This window comes from Kribbella sp. VKM Ac-2571 (genome assembly GCF_004362255.1).
Taxonomy (GTDB): domain Bacteria; phylum Actinomycetota; class Actinomycetes; order Propionibacteriales; family Kribbellaceae; genus Kribbella; species Kribbella pratensis.
In genome coordinates, this window is the sequence record NZ_SNWS01000008.1 from 172,971 (window position 1) to 187,271 (window position 14,301).

The window sequence follows — 14,301 nt, forward strand, 5'->3', positions numbered from 1 at the left end:
CCGCCCGGGGTACGGCGACGTGCCACGCAGACCGGGAAGCAGAGTAGCGGATCGGCACGGACGCCGACGACACAGCGGTCCTCCTTAGTGAGCAACGACGTACGGACGGCTACCAAACGTCGTACCCCGCTGCTTCCACAACACCTGCGTCGTCCTTCGCCGATCGTTATCCGGAATATACATTTGACAGCCTGGGACGACCAAAACGCCTTCCAGCCAAGTCAAATCGCGGTCAATTCACGATGTACGACGCTACTGCGCCGTGCGAAGTTGACGTGACGTGTCACACCGCCCGCGTGACCAGAGAGGTCAGCGAGCACGGGTGATGCGGGCGGGACCCCAGGAAGTGCGTCCTGGCCGGGGCGTGCCGGGCGGCGGACGTGACACGCAACATCACATCCGCGCTCCCCATGGACAGCCTCACCATCCACGGAGCACCCTTCAGCACCCCCTGGGGTTCCACCGTCGATCCGGGAGCACGTCCGCACTGGGCGGTGGCGGACAGCCGCGCCGGATCGGGCAGCACGATGACCAGGGCGGCGGTCATCGCGCCTCGAGTCCGTCCCCAGAGGTGCTGCGTTCGCCGGCAGGTGCGCGCAGCAGGTGTGGGGACGGACCGGAGACCGCAGGAGGACAACGCCCGCCGGGATCCCTGCGAGGACCCGCGGACGCTGGGGACGGCGGCACCGGTACGGTCGGCGGCACAGGGCGGAACCGGTCGCATCGGGCACTCCTCCTCATCGGCCTCACGATTGGAGATGCCACATTTTGTACACCCTCCAGCACAGCCAGTGATGGCACGGAAGTGCGAGGGCACCGATGCGCCGGGATCGAGACCCAACCGAAACAGGCTCCGCTGACGAGACAGTCAACTCAGGCCAGAATTGGAACAGCAGCCCGGCGGCGCTCAGGTGGTCCGTCGCCGGGCTGCTGGACCTCAATTCTCGCTCACGACTGCGCGGAAATGGTGGCCAGATGGTGACACGGCACAATAATGCTGACAGGACAACAAATATCGCTGCGTGCATTTGGGTCGACACGTTCGGTGCCGACGGCGCTGGATTGCCCCGTCTAGGCTGGAGGGGCGGTAGCGGACGGTGACAGCAGTCGGAAGGGAGGGGAGCGTTGTGAGCACAACGGACACGGAGCGTGTCGGCCATTTGAAGGTGCTCGGGCTCAACGACGACGAGATCAAGGTCTACCAGCATCTGCTGCGGACCGGTCCGTCGTCGATCACCGAACTGGGCGAGGCGGTCCCCGACCGGGAACGCTCGATCGACGCCACTCTGGGCGGCCTGGTGCAGGCCGGGCTGGCGCGGCGATCCGGTTCGGACCACTCGCGCTACCTGCCGGTGCCGCCGGACGCCGGCCTGGAGGCGATGACGCTGCGCCGCGAGTCCGAGCTGAAGCAGGCCCGGATCGAGGTCCTGAACGCGTACGACGAGTTCCGCCGGACCGTGCACAACGAGTCGACCACGCACCTGATCGAGGTCGTCACCGGCAGCGCGATCGTCGAGCGGATCCACCAGATCAAGAGCGGCGTACAGCGCGAGATCCTGGCCATCGACTCCCCGCCGTACTACATCGGCGGACCGAACCAGGAGGAGATCGACCAGCTCCGCCGCGGCGTGTCCTACCGGGTCGTGTACTCGCCGGAGTCGGTCGAGGTGCCGGGGTACCTGACCGAGAACATCCTGCCCTGCGTGGAGGCCGGTGAGCAGGCGCGGGTGTTACCCGACGTACCGGCGAAGCTGACGATCATCGACGGGGCGATCGCGTTCGTGTCGATGTCCGCGCGCGACACTGACGTGAACCGGTCGCTGCTGATCATCCGGCCGAGCAGCCTGCTGTCCGCGCTGATCGGGATGTTCGAGCTGTGCTGGCGCAACGCGCTGCCGCTGCACGCGTCGGTGGGCGCCGAAGACGACCGCCTGGAGCCGATCGAGCGCCGCCTCCTGGCCCTGCTGGCAACCGGCGCCGCGGACGACACCATCGCCCGCACCCTAGGCATCAGCCGCCGAACCTTCTTCCGCTACCTCGAACGCCTCATGAACCGCACAGGCGCCAGCACCCGCTTCCAGTTGGCCCTACACGCCGCCCGAGAAAACTGGCTGTAAAAACGCGTCTGCCGCAGAGGCGCCCCAAACCGGTTTGGGGAGTGCTACCCGCCCGAAACGACCAGTAGAACTCCCCGAACCGGTTTGGGGGCCGACGACGGTGCGCTGGGCAGGCCTGAGTGCCAGGTCAGGCCTTGGCGGGACTGAACTCCTTGGCGACGACTTCGGCGATCTGGGCGGTGTTCAGGGCGGCGCCCTTGCGGAGGTTGTCGCCGCAGACGAACAGCTCCAGCGCGTTCGGGTCGTCGAGCGACTTCCGGATCCGCCCCACCCACGTCGGGTCGGTGCCAACAACATCAGCCGGCGTCGGGAACTCGCCCTCCGCCGGGTTGTCGAAGAGCAGCACACCCGGAGCGTCCCGCAGTACCTCACGAGCGCCGTCGGCGTCGACCTCCTGGACGAACCGGGCGTGCACCGACAGCGAGTGCGTGGTGACGACCGGGACCCGCACACACGTCGCGGACACCTTCAGATCCGGCAGCCCGAGGATCTTCCGGGACTCGTTGCGAACCTTCAGCTCCTCCGACGACCAGCCGTCGTCCTTCAGCGAGCCGGCCCACGGTACGACGTTCAGCGCCAACGGAGCCGGGAACGGGCCGAGGTCGTTGCCCACCACGCGCCGCACGTCACCCGGCGTACTCCCCAGCTCGCGGTTGCCCGCCACCTTGGTGAGCTGGTCGTACAACGCGTCGATCCCGGACTGCCCGGCACCCGACGCGGCCTGGTACGACGCCACGACAAGCTCCTCGAGCTCGTAGCGGTGATGCAGCGCGCCCATCGCGACGATCATCGACAGCGTCGTGCAGTTCGGGTTGGAGATGATGCCCTTCGGCCGGTTCCGGGCCGCCTCGGCGTTCACCTCCGGGACCACCAGCGGCACGTCCGGGTCCATCCGGAACGCGCCGGAGTTGTCCACCACGACGGCGCCCTTGGCGGCCGCGATCGGCGCCCAGTGCGCCGACACCTCGTCCGGTACGTCGAACATCGCCACGTCGATGCCGTCGAAGGCGGCGTCGCTGATCGCGACCACCTCGACCTCCTCGCCGCGGACCTTGAGCCGCTTGCCCGCGGAGCGCTCGGAGGCGATCAGCCGGATCTCTCCCCAGACGTTCTGCCTGGTCGAGAGCAAGGTCAGCATCACCGACCCGACGGCGCCGGTCGCACCGACCACCGCCAGGGAGGGCAGACCCGCCCGGTCCTCGATCGTGTTCTCCACAGCGCTCACAGGGGTCACCGTCCCGTTCCTCCGTACACGACAGCCTGGGTGTGCTCGTCGTCCAGGTCGAATGCGGTGTGCGCCGCGGTCACGGCGGCGTCCACCAGGTTCTCGTCCACGACCACCGAGATCCGGATCTCCGAGGTGGAGATCATCTCGATGTTCACGCCGGCGTCGGCGAGCGCGGAGAAGAACTTCGCGGAAACGCCCGGGTGCGAGCGCATTCCGACTCCGACGACGGAGACCTTTCCGATCTGGTCGTCGTACAGCAACTGCTCGTAGCCGACCTCGTCCTTCATCCGCGCCAGCGCGGACATCGCCCGGGCGCCGTCGGCGCGGGGCAGCGTGAACGAGATGTCGGTGCGGTTCGTGGCGACCGCCGACACGTTCTGCACGATCATGTCGATGTTGGTGTCGGCACCGGCGACCGTCTCGAAGATCCGGGCCGCCTCGCCCGGCTTGTCGGGCACGCCGACCACGGTGATCTTGGCTTCGCCGCGGTCCTGCACGACGCCGGAGATGATCGCCTGTTCCATCTGATCCAGTTCCTTCGCATCGACGACCCAGGTGCCTTCCTTCTGCGAGAAGGAGGAACGCACGTGGACGGGGACGTTGTAACGCCGCGCGTACTCGACGCAGCGCAGGTGCAGCACCTTGGCGCCGCAGGCAGCCATCTCGAGCATCTCCTCGTAGGAGATCTTCGGGATCTGCTGGGCGGCCGGCACGATCCGCGGGTCCGCGGTGAAGATGCCGTCCACGTCGGTGTAGATCTCGCAGTAGTCGGCCTCCAGCGCGGCGGCGAGCGCGACCGCGGTGGTGTCGGAGGCGCCGCGGCCCATCGTGGTGATGTCCTTGGTGTCCTGGGCGACGCCCTGGAAACCGGCCACGATCGCGATGTGGCCCTCACCCAGCGCGTCCTCGATCCGGCCCGGCGTGATGTCGATGATGCGCGCGTTGCCGTGCGCGGCGGTCGTGATCACGCCGGCCTGCGAGCCGGTGAAGCTCCGGGCCTCGTACCCCAGGTTGGCGATCGCCATCGCCAGCAGCGCGGCGGAGATCCGCTCACCGGAGGTGAGCAGCATGTCCAGCTCGCGCGGCGGGGGCAGCGGAGAGACCTGCTGGGCCAGGTCCATCAGTTCGTCGGTGGTGTCGCCCATGGCGGAGATGACCACCACGACGTCGTTCCCGGCCTTCTTTGTCGCGACGATCCGTTGGGCCACGCGCTTGATGCAATCGGCGTCGGCGACCGAAGAACCGCCGTACTTGTGTACGACGCGTCCCACAGTGTTTCTCCTCAAACCACTGGTTGCGGTACGCCGTGCGGCGTTGCACCAGGCGTAGTCTCGTCGATCATTCTAGCCGTGACCTGACCGTTGCCTACCGGCTGACCAGCAACCGGTCAGCCGCACTTGTCCATATAAGTCATCGCTGAAATACTGTACCGGTGCACGCGTTCGACATTCTCGGCGACCCGGTCCGGCGCCGGATCCTGGAGCTGCTCGCCGACGGCGAGCTGCCGGCCGGCAGTATCGCCGGCACGATCGGCGCGGAGTTCGGCATCAGCCAGCCGGCCGTGTCCCAGCACCTGCGGGTGCTGCGCGACAACGGGTTCGCGACCGTGACCGTCGACGGCACGCGGCGGCTGTACGCCGTCGATCCCGAGCCGCTGCGGGAGATCGACAGCTGGCTGGACCGATACCGCAAGTTCTGGACGAACCGGCTCGACGCCCTGGAGACCGAACTGCACCGCGGCCGCCGGGCATAACCTTCGGGGCATTACCTGCATCTCAGTTGGTATGCGGAACATCGTGGCCAGGTTGTGCATGTCCGAGGACGGCATCGTCGAGCGGCCGGAGCAATGGCTGGCGCGGCCGGCGATCGAGCAACTGCTGCCCGAGAGCGGGACCGTGCTGTGGGGACGGCGTACGTTCGAGCGGTACGCCGGTTCGCTCGAAGGACTCGAGCACACCCGGAACCTCGTGGTCGGATCCCGTCCCGTGGTCGCGCGCCCGGGCACCGAGCTACTGCAGGGCGACACCCGGCGGGTGCTGTCCGCCCTCAAGGCCGTGCCCGGTGACGATCTGCGCGTGATCGGCAGCCTGACGCTGGTCCGCGCGCTGCTGCGGTGGCGCCTGGTCGACGAGATCTCCCTGCTCATCCACCCGGTCGCCGCGGGTCGCGGCATGCTCCTGGACCGGCGCCACCTGCAACTGATCTCGATGTGCGCCCGCGACGGCGGCGTACTGGAGGCGGACTACCGCGTGCGCTACGCCGCGACCGCGGCGCCGTCGACGGCACTGGTGTCGACCGGCCGATGGGGCGGAACCCGGAGCAGGGACAGGGTCGCGAGTACGGTGAGGCCTGCCGTCAGGACCCACGCGTAGCGAACGCCGAACGCCTCGACCACCGCGCCCGCGACGGCGGAGCCGATGGCCGAACCGACCATTCCGCCGCTCTGCGTCCACCCGAAGATCTCGGTGTGCGCTGACGTCGGGGTGAGTGCGCCGACGCGTTCGTAGAGCGCCGCGACCGTCGGAGCGATCATGCAGCCGGCGGCGAACATCCCGATCGCCAGCGCGACCACGGACGACGTCACGAAGATGCAGGCGGCGACCAGTCCGGCGAACAACAGCATCCGCCGCCACACGGCCGACGTACGTCCGCCGGGCAGGGCACCGTTGATCACACCGCCGGTCACGCTGCCGACCGCTGCGACGGTCTCGAGGATGCCCGCGATCAGCCGGTTCCCGTGCTCGTCCGCGACAGCGACCATGCCGAGCGACATCGACGCGAACCCCATCACCAGGCACGCCCAGGCGAACAGGATCGGCGTACGGTGCGGATGGAACACCAACTGCCAGGCAGTGGGACGCGGACCGGCGCCCTCGTTGTGCGGTACGCCGGACTGCTGGTTCAGACCGAACCACCAGATCGCTGCCGCCGCCGTGACCGCACAGGCCAGCAGACCGGCCCGCGGACTCGCGAAGCTGACCATGACCGCGCCGAGCATCGGACCGAAGACGAACAGCAGCTCCTGTGCCGTGGCGTCCAGTGAGTAGACCGCACGCAGGCGGGAGCCGTGCACGATCCGCGGCCAGTTTGCGCGCAGTGCGGACGTGACGGGCGCGACGAACACACCAGCCAGCGCAGCCGCGATCGGAAACAGCCGGTACCAGCTGTACGGCAGCAAGGCGAGCACTGCCATCCAGACACCCCAGGCCATCCCGGTGCCGATCACTACCTTGCGTGCGCCCTTACGGTCCGCCATCCGGGACCAGACGACGCTCGCAACCGCCGTACCGACCGAATAGGCGCCGGCGACCACACCGGCCCAGCCGAAGTTGCCGGCCGCGTCCTTGGCCAGGAACGCCAGCGGGACCATCGTCGCCAGCACCGGCAACCGCGCGATCAAGGCCGAGGCGAGCAGCGCCATCACGCCCTGGGTCTTCCAGAGATCGCGGTATGCCGTCAGGTCCATAAAGCTCATTCTTTCCTGACATCGATGTCCGCCGCCTCGGGAATTCTCCCTATCCTGCTTCTCCCATCTTGTCCACGGTCTATGCGAACATATGTTCGTGCCCGAATCGCAGGCAGCGACCATCCTGCATGCCGACCTGGACGCGTTCTACGCATCGGTCGAGCAGCGCGATGACCCACGCCTGCGCGGCCGGCCCGTGATCGTGGGCGCCGGTGTCGTGCTCGCCTGCAGCTACGAGGCCAAGGCGTTCGGGGTGCGGACGGCGATGAACGGCGGGCAGGCGTTGCGCCGGTGCCCGGGCGCGATCGTGGTCGAGCCGCGGATGTCGGCGTACTCCGAGGCCAGCAAGGCGGTGTTCAAGGTCTTCGAGGACACCACCCCGCTGGTCGAGGGGCTCTCGATCGACGAGGCGTTCCTGGATGTTGGCGGCCTGCGGAAGATCCGTGGTACGCCGCTGGAGATCGCGCGACATCTCCGTGCGGAGGTGCTGTCGCGGGTCGGGCTGCCGATCACGGTCGGGGTCGCGCGGACGAAGTTCCTGGCGAAGGTCGCGAGCGGCGTCGCGAAGCCGGACGGCCTGCTCGAGGTCGCGCCGGACCGGGAGCTGGAGTTCCTGCACCCGTTGGATGTTTCCCGGCTGTGGGGCGTCGGCGAGGTGACGGCGGAGAAGCTGCGGAATCGCGGGCTGACCAAGGTGGGCGATGTCGCGATGCTGCCCGAGGCCGCGCTGGTCGCGATGCTCGGCCGGGCCTCCGGGCGGCATCTGCACGCCCTCGCACACAACCGGGACCCGCGTCCGATCGAGGTTGGCCGACGACGCCGGTCGATCGGATCGCAGCGGGCCTTGGGCCGTTCACCGAAGTCGCCGGCCACGCTGGACGCCGTACTCGCAGGTCTCGTCGATCGCGTCAGTCGGCGGATGCGCTCCGCGGGCCGCTCCGGGCGGACGGTGACGTTGCGGCTGCGCTTCGACGACTTCACCCGGGCCACCCGCTCCCACACGTTGCCGCAGGCAACAGATCAGACGAGGGCGATCCTGATCACCGCCCGAGCGCTGCTCCGCGCGGCCCATCCGCTGATCACCGCCCAGGGCCTCACCATGATCGGCATCTCCGTCGGCAACCTGGAGAACGAGGCCGCGCTCCAGCTGGCGCTCCCCTTCGACAAGGCCGCCAACAACGAGCTCGACTCCGCGCTCGACCAGGTCAAGGACAAGTTCGGCACCAACGCCATCACCCGGGGCATCCTCCTCGGCAAGTCCCAGGGCCTGGAGATGCCGATGCTGCCGGACTAACTACGCGGGTAGCCGATCTCGGCGATGGCTTCTTTGAGATCGGCCAAGCGGCGCTGGCGATTGAGCGACGTGACGACGTACTCCGTCAGTGGCATCAGCGCGTACACGTGCCGGACGGCCTCGAGGTCCAGCGCTTGTTCGTAGTAGTCCTCGGCGAAGGTCAGGTACGCCTCCGGACGACCGTCGGCCACCAGTTCGAACAGCCAGTCCGCCCCGTCGTTGCCTTCCACCGGACCGCAGCGCCAGGCGGTGTCGTCCGTCGTACGCCAGAAGCACACCGTCGCCCGCGGCGCTTCGTCCCAGAACGCCTTGTCGTCCCGCTGCGCGTGGAACACCTCGGGTACGCCGTCCAGCAGCCCGGGCCAGGGCTTCATCCCGTTGACGTACGGCGACATCGGCGACTCGTGATCGAATCCGTACGCGAACGTCCCGTCCGGCGAGAACACGATCGAGTACTCGTTCCCCGACCCGTCCCGCATCAGGGCAGCTTCCTCGGTCCCGGACCAGCGCGCGTCGAACTCGTAGTACCGGGTCGACGCGTCGTCGTTCAGCACCAGATCGAGTACGGCGAGCGCCCGGCTCACCCGCCGTACGACGGCCGGCTCGGGCAACCGCCGTACGAGTTCGAGAACAGACATCGCGTCAGCGGCGCTGCACGACCTCTTCGGCGACCTCGACGAGCTCACGGTCGGTCGCCTCGGTCTCCGCGTCGTGCGCCGGCTCCAGCCGGTCGTGCGCGATCAGCGACTGGATGGCCCGCAGTACGGCGCTCGCAGCGGCACCCCACGTGGACACGTACGAGAACTGCCACCACCACAGCGCCTCGACCACCCGACCGTCCTCGTAGTGCGCGAGGCCGTGCACGAGGTCGGTCGCGATCGCGGTCAGGTCGTCGGAGAGCCGGTTGACGGTGATCTCCGGCGGAGCGGCGTACGGATCGAAGACCTCCGCATACTCGTCCAGGCCTTCGAACAGCGCCGCGAGCCGGTCCCGCATCGCGTCCAGGTCCGGGTCCGGGCCGGCGTCGCTCTCGAAGCGCTCCTCCGGCACGAAGTCCTCGAACGCGCCGAGCCGGCCGCCGGCGAGCAGCAACTGGCTCACCTCGAGCAGCAGGTACGGCAGCGAGGCGAGGCCCTCGTCGACCCCGTCCTCGTCCGGCTGCGCGGCGATGTCGCGGACCGAGATCAGGAAGCTCCGGACCTGGTCGGCGATCTGCTCGGCGAACTCCTCGAGGTCCTCGGAGTCCGTGCTCAGTGCCCGCTCTGCAATATCTGTTGGTTCAGTCATCGATCGATCGTCGCCCTTCAAACGCCCGTCCGAGGGTCACCTCGTCGGCGTACTCGAGGTCACCGCCTACTGGAAGTCCACTAGCCAATCGGGTGACGCGCAACCCCATGGGCCGCAGCAGGCGGCTCAAGTACGTTGCGGTCGCCTCACCTTCGAGGTTCGGATCGGTGGCCAGGATGATCTCGGTCACCTCACCGCTCGCCAGCCGCTGCATGAGCTCCTTGATCCGCAACTCGTCCGGCCCGATGCCCTCGATCGGCGAGATCGCCCCGCCGAGCACGTGGTACCGGCCGCGGAACTCGCGGGTGCGCTCGATGGCGACCACGTCCTTGGCCTCCTCGACCACACAGATCAGGCTCAGGTCGCGGCGCGGGTCCCGGCAGATCCGGCACTGCGTCTCCTCGGAGACGTTGCCGCAGATCTCGCAGAACTTGACCCTCTCCTTCACCTGCACGAGCACATGCGCGAGCCGCCGTACGTCGGTCTCGTCGGCCGCCAGCAGGTGGAACGCGATCCGCTGCGCGGACTTCGGCCCCACACCAGGCAACCTCCCCAGCTCGTCGATGAGATCCTGAACGGCCCCCTCGTACACGTCAGCCCGGGTTCTGGCCGGGCTCGCCGGCCGCGCTGCCCGGGTTCACGAACCCGACTCCACCGCGGTCGTCCGCGCCTGGGCGTGCCTGACCTTCGTTGGCCGGGCCCGGGGTGGCGGGGCCGCTCGGCCGGTCGGTCTGGGTGGCGTCGTTCTCGTCGGCGTCGTCGCCCGACTCGACCGCGGGCCGTGCGCCGGGCAGGCCGAAGCCGGCCGGCGCGGACGAACCGCCGCCGGGCGCGCCACCGAAGCCGGGGAAGCCGCCCTCACCCCCGAACGCGCCGCCCAGCCCACCGGCCAGCGGTCCCATCGCGGCGGCCGCGGCCTGCTTCGCGTTCTCCGAGGCGTCCCGGACCGCGGCGACGATCAGGTCGGCCAGCGTCTCGGTGTCGTCCGGGTCCACGGCCTCTTTCTTGATGTCCAAGCTGAGAAGCTCGCCGGTGCCCGACACCAGGGCGGTCACCAGACCGCCGCCGGCGGATCCTTCGATCTCCTGACCCTCCAGGTCGGCCTGCGCTTCCATCAACTGGTTCTGCATCGCCTGTGCCTGCGCGAGCAGGTTGGACATATCGAAGCCCCCAGCACCGCCACCGTCGAACACTGCGATCTCCTCGTCCGAACCGCCCAACAACCCGAGCCTCAACACTAGCCGGTCCCGCGGACAAGCCCACCCACCCCCAGAAACCGACCAGTCTCCCCAGTTTGTCCACACCCCTGTGGACAGCTTCGTCCACACGCCGGTGAATCCTGTGGACACCCTCCGCAACCGATCCCCACCCACTGTGGACTTCCCCGCACAACGCACCTGACTCCACCCAGCCGGCACACCAACCAGAAGACCAGCCGTTATCCCCTCGTGTGAGGGGTTCTCTGCTAATACAGAACGGGAGAACCCTGAACACGAGGGGTTATCCGCTCGTGTGCTGCGCCGGTCGGGTTCCGCGACTCGTCGTACACACCTGCAACATGCGCGTCGGTCACGTGACCATCCCCCACGAACCCCGTCCCTGCGTGTCGCGCAGAACCGCCCTGCCGCTCGCCGCAGGCGGTTGCGGCGCTCGGGTCGGGCGGTTGGGGTGCTCGCCGCGGGCGGTTTGGTGCTCGCCGCGGGCGGTGGCGGCGCTCGGGTCGGGCGGTTGCGGTGCCCGGGCGGGCGGTTTGGTGCTCGCCGCGGGCGGTTTGGTACTCGGCGCGGGCGGTGGCGGCGTTCGGGTCGGGCGGTGGCGGTGCCCGGGGCGGCGGTTTGGTGCTCGGGGCGGGCGGTTTGGTGCTCGCGGTGGGCGGTGGTGGTGTTTCGGGTGGGGTTAGTTGGGTTCTTCGGTGATGATCTGGGCTCCGAGGGTTTCTCGGAGGAGGTCCGTGTGCGAACGGGAGTCCTCTTCCAGCACGATGTCGTCCTCGCCGATCGAGTCGGCTTCCTCTTCGGGAGTCAGCGGCACCTCAGGAGCGGCCGCGGCCGCAGAAGCTGCCAGCCGCGCCTGCTCAGCGGCAACCGCCGCCTCAGCCGCCCGACGCTTACTCCCGGCCTGCTCCCGCCGCTCCGCCGCAGACTGCTGCCTCGCAGGCCGTGTGGCAGGCCCGTCCATCCAAGGATCTTCCGGCGGTACGTCGAACTCAGAATCAGGCGGCTCCTGCAAAGCAACCGCCCCAGGCCCATCCCCCCACTGCCCGGTCCGCCCCTCATCCACAGTCCCCCGAGCCGCAACCCCCGCCGCCCCAGAATCAGCCCCGCCCGCGCCTACTCGGCCTACTGCAGCCGCACCCGATCCACCCGCACCCACACCGGAACCGCCCGCACCTGAAGCGCCTGCGCCCGGACCGCTCATGCCGGGACCACCTGCCCCCGACCCTCCGGGCCCGTCCGTCTCCGGCCCACCCACACCCGATCCACCTACACCGGGACCGCCCACTCCCGGCCCACCTGCACCGGCACCGCTCGCTCCTGGCCCACCTGCACCCGGCCCATCTGCACCGGGACCGCTCGTGCCTGCGCCGCCTGCACTCGGTCCGCCTGCCCCTGGACCGCCGGAGCCTGCGCCGCCCGCATCGGCGGTCGGGCTACCGGGACCCGCAGCCCCAGGGCCGCCGGGGCCTGTAGCGCCAGGGCTGCCGGAGCCTGCGGTGCCACCGGGCTGTGGGCCGGAACCGCCCGAGTGACCCGGTCCGCCGGTCTGCGGGCCAGAGCGCCCAGTGGAGCCGCCCCCCGCTCCCGGGTCGGTCGACGGGTCGACGACGGCCTCGACCCGTCGATCGACGCCAATGGTGTCGATCATCGCCTGGCGAAGAATCTCGTCACTTCCCGAACGCGCGAAGCTCTCCCGGGCACCAGCATTCACCAGCCCCAGAGTGAGCGTCTGATCGTCGATCGCGATCACCTGAGCGTTCTGACTCAGCATGATCCAAGCGAACCGCCGCTGCGCCTTCACAGCCTCCAAAACCTCAGGCCACAACCGCCGAATATCCCCCAACCCAACGGCCCCGACCCCACCAACCGCAGCCTGCCCAGGCGCACTGGACTGTGCCGGAGTGCTGGACTGTGGCGGGCTACTGGGCTGCGCCGGGGCGCTGGACTGTGCAGGTGAACTGGCCTGTGCAGCAGGCTCGTCACCCCAGGCACCGGTACGCGCCCCACCACCAGAGCCGTGCGCCGCGGGGCCGTCACCCCCACCAGAGCCCCGCGCCGTAGAGCCGGCACCGGCTCCAGACCGCCTGACCTCGTCGCCACCAACCCCACCACCGGACACAGCAGCCGCAGCCACATCGCCACCAGCCCCAGCGCCGGACGCAGCAGCCACAGCCGTGTCACCACCGGACGCGCCCTCCGCACCGCTGCCCGCCGACTGACCACCGCCAGCCCCATCACTCGCACCGGCCGTGCTGCCCGGAGCAGCTGCCACATCTGGGCCAGCCTGGGCCGGCGGCGCAGTGGGCGGCTCGGTGGAGCCCGGGCGGTTGCCTGTAGTTGCGGCGGCTCGTGCGGCTGCTCTGCTCGTGGCGGCAGCGCCCGGCGTACCAGCAGGTGCTTGGGCGACGTCCGGCGTACCTGCGCTGACCGCCGCAGCATCCGTCGAGCCCGCGGGGACTCCGATCGTGAGGCGGCGTTCCATGCGGTCGAGGCGAGCTTGGATGCCATTCGTGGAGTCGTCCGCCCCTGGAAGGAGTACCTTCGCGCAGATCAGCTCGAGCTGCAGACGGGGCGCGGTCGCGCCACGCATGTCCAGCAAACCCTCCGCGACGATGTCCGCCGCCCGCGTCAGCTCCGCCGGACCGATCCCAGCGGCCTGCGTCTGCAGTCGCTCCGCCTGGTCCTCGGCGGCCTCGATCAGACCGGAGGTCACAGCCGTCGGTACGGCGGACAGGATGACGAGGTCCCGCAGCCGCCGCAGCAGGTCCTCGGCGAACCGCTTCGGGTCCTGACCGGTCTCGATGACCTTCTCGATCGTCTCGAACACCGCCGCGCTGTCATGCGCCGCGAACCCGTCCACACACGCGTCGAGCAGCGAGTCCGGCGTGAACCCGAGCAGCGCGACCGCCAGCTCGTACGTCACCCCGGCCGGCCCCGCGCCGCCGATCAACTGGTCGAGCACGCTCAGCGAGTCACGCACCGACCCGGCGCCGGCCCGCACGACCAGCGGCAGCGCGGCCGGCTCGATCGACACACCCTCGGACTCGCACAGGGTCGCCATGTAGTCCGCGAGCACCTTCGGCGGCACCAGGCGGAACGGGTAGTGGTGCGTCCGCGACCGGATCGTCCCGATCACCTTGTCGGGCTCGGTGGTGGCGAAGATGAACTTGAGGTGCGGCGGCGGCTCCTCGACCAGCTTCAGCAGGGCGTTGAAGCCCTGCGTGGTCACCATGTGCGCCTCGTCGATGATGTAGATCTTGTAGCGGCTCTCGACCGGCGCGAAGAACGCCCGCTCGCGCAGGTCACGGGCGTCGTCGACACCGCCGTGCGACGCCGCGTCGATCTCGATCACGTCGATGCTGCCGGGCCCGCCACGCGCCAGGTCGGTACAGGACTTGCACACCCCGCACGGCTCGGCGATCGGTCCCTTCTCACAGTTGATCGCCCGGGCGAGGATCCGCGCACTGGTGGTCTTTCCACACCCGCGCGGCCCGGAGAACAGGTAGGCGTGATTCACCCGGTTGTTGCTCAGCGCGTTCCGCAGCGGCGCGGTGACGTGGTCCTGCCCGATCACTTGCGCGAACGTGTCCGGGCGGTACCGGCGGTACAAGGCAAGGGGCGCTTCCACGCCCGCAACCCTAGCGCCGCCCGCGGACAATTCCCCGCCCCCGCCCTGGTGAGCGTCCTAGGGT

13 protein-coding genes are annotated in these 14,301 nt (G+C 69.2%); 4 read left to right on the forward strand and 9 right to left on the reverse strand.

The genetic code is table 11. The features are described 5' to 3' along the window. Positions 1 to 283: 283 nt before the first annotated feature. Positions 284 to 547 carry a hypothetical protein gene (locus EV651_RS19250; RefSeq protein WP_133786577.1) on the reverse strand — a complete coding sequence of 88 codons (264 nt, stop codon included), beginning with the start codon at positions 545 to 547 and terminating at the stop codon, positions 284 to 286. Positions 548 to 1,127: 580 nt separating this feature from the next. Between EV651_RS19250 and EV651_RS19255 the strand changes: the two genes are divergently transcribed. Next, on the forward strand, positions 1,128 to 2,117 hold the full coding sequence (locus EV651_RS19255) for a helix-turn-helix domain-containing protein (RefSeq protein WP_130386921.1): 990 nt from the start codon (positions 1,128 to 1,130) through the stop codon (positions 2,115 to 2,117). A gap of 127 nt (positions 2,118 to 2,244) precedes the next feature. On the opposite strand, the gene EV651_RS19260 is transcribed toward EV651_RS19255, so the two are convergent. Then, positions 2,245 to 3,351: an aspartate-semialdehyde dehydrogenase gene (locus tag EV651_RS19260; RefSeq protein WP_202870398.1), complete on the reverse strand. Its 1,107-nt coding sequence runs from the start codon at positions 3,349 to 3,351 to the stop codon at positions 2,245 to 2,247. After that, the gene (locus EV651_RS19265; protein ID WP_131292797.1) at positions 3,348 to 4,616 is read right to left on the reverse strand and encodes an aspartate kinase; all 1,269 of its coding nucleotides are present in this window, start codon (positions 4,614 to 4,616) and stop codon (positions 3,348 to 3,350) included. Before EV651_RS19265 ends, EV651_RS19260 begins: the two co-directional genes overlap by 4 nt. 161 nt (positions 4,617 to 4,777) lie before the next feature. Between EV651_RS19265 and EV651_RS19270 the strand changes: the two genes are divergently transcribed. Both EV651_RS19270 and EV651_RS19275 read left to right on the forward strand, forming a co-directional pair. Further along, the gene (locus tag EV651_RS19270; RefSeq protein ID WP_133786578.1) at positions 4,778 to 5,098 is read left to right on the forward strand and encodes a helix-turn-helix transcriptional regulator; all 321 of its coding nucleotides are present in this window, start codon (positions 4,778 to 4,780) and stop codon (positions 5,096 to 5,098) included. Positions 5,099 to 5,129: 31 nt separating this feature from the next. Further along, positions 5,130 to 5,717 (forward strand): dihydrofolate reductase family protein, encoded by a 588-nt coding sequence (locus EV651_RS19275; RefSeq protein ID WP_133786579.1) that lies wholly within the window; start codon positions 5,130 to 5,132, stop codon positions 5,715 to 5,717. Here EV651_RS19275 and EV651_RS19280 read toward each other — a convergent pair. Next, positions 5,600 to 6,811, reverse strand: coding sequence for an MFS transporter (locus EV651_RS19280; protein WP_238157064.1), 1,212 nt, complete (start codon positions 6,809 to 6,811; stop codon positions 5,600 to 5,602). The genes EV651_RS19275 and EV651_RS19280 overlap by 118 nt on opposite strands. Positions 6,812 to 6,902: 91 nt before the next feature. On the opposite strand from EV651_RS19280, the gene dinB reads away from it, so the two are divergent. Next, positions 6,903 to 8,105: a DNA polymerase IV gene (dinB, locus tag EV651_RS19285; protein ID WP_133786581.1), complete on the forward strand. Its 1,203-nt coding sequence runs from the start codon at positions 6,903 to 6,905 to the stop codon at positions 8,103 to 8,105. On the opposite strand, the gene EV651_RS19290 is transcribed toward dinB, so the two are convergent. From EV651_RS19290 to EV651_RS42990, 5 genes are all read right to left on the reverse strand, one after another. Beyond that, on the reverse strand, positions 8,102 to 8,743 hold the full coding sequence (locus EV651_RS19290; RefSeq protein ID WP_133786582.1) for a hypothetical protein: 642 nt from the start codon (positions 8,741 to 8,743) through the stop codon (positions 8,102 to 8,104). The genes dinB and EV651_RS19290 overlap by 4 nt on opposite strands. Positions 8,744 to 8,747: 4 nt before the next feature. Beyond that, a complete protein-coding gene (locus tag EV651_RS19295; protein ID WP_133786583.1) occupies positions 8,748 to 9,392 on the reverse strand; it encodes a DUF5063 domain-containing protein in 645 nt (214 codons plus the stop codon). Next, positions 9,385 to 9,984 carry a recombination mediator RecR gene (recR, locus tag EV651_RS19300; protein ID WP_130386913.1) on the reverse strand — a complete coding sequence of 200 codons (600 nt, stop codon included), beginning with the start codon at positions 9,982 to 9,984 and terminating at the stop codon, positions 9,385 to 9,387. Before recR ends, EV651_RS19295 begins: the two co-directional genes overlap by 8 nt. Position 9,985: 1 nt before the next feature. Continuing rightward, positions 9,986 to 10,612 (reverse strand): YbaB/EbfC family nucleoid-associated protein, encoded by a 627-nt coding sequence (locus EV651_RS42440; RefSeq protein ID WP_238157065.1) that lies wholly within the window; start codon positions 10,610 to 10,612, stop codon positions 9,986 to 9,988. A gap of 676 nt (positions 10,613 to 11,288) precedes the next feature. Further along, a complete protein-coding gene (locus EV651_RS42990; protein ID WP_370352957.1) occupies positions 11,289 to 14,267 on the reverse strand; it encodes a DNA polymerase III subunit gamma and tau in 2,979 nt (992 codons plus the stop codon). Positions 14,268 to 14,301 lie beyond the last annotated feature (34 nt).

Bases quoted from the DNA above. Each gene is read 5' to 3' on its own strand.
- EV651_RS19275 (WP_133786579.1), top strand. From the start codon at position 5,130: ATGCGGAACATCGTGGCCAGGTTGTGCATGTCCGAGGACGGCATCGTC.
- dinB (WP_133786581.1), top strand. From the start codon at position 6,903: ATGTTCGTGCCCGAATCGCAGGCAGCGACCATCCTGCATGCCGACCTG.
- EV651_RS19295 (WP_133786583.1), bottom strand. From the start codon at position 9,392: ATGACTGAACCAACAGATATTGCAGAGCGGGCACTGAGCACGGACTCC.
- EV651_RS19280 (WP_238157064.1), bottom strand. From the start codon at position 6,811: ATGGACCTGACGGCATACCGCGATCTCTGGAAGACCCAGGGCGTGATG.
- EV651_RS19290 (WP_133786582.1), bottom strand. From the start codon at position 8,743: ATGTCTGTTCTCGAACTCGTACGGCGGTTGCCCGAGCCGGCCGTCGTA.
- EV651_RS19250 (WP_133786577.1), bottom strand. From the start codon at position 547: ATGACCGCCGCCCTGGTCATCGTGCTGCCCGATCCGGCGCGGCTGTCC.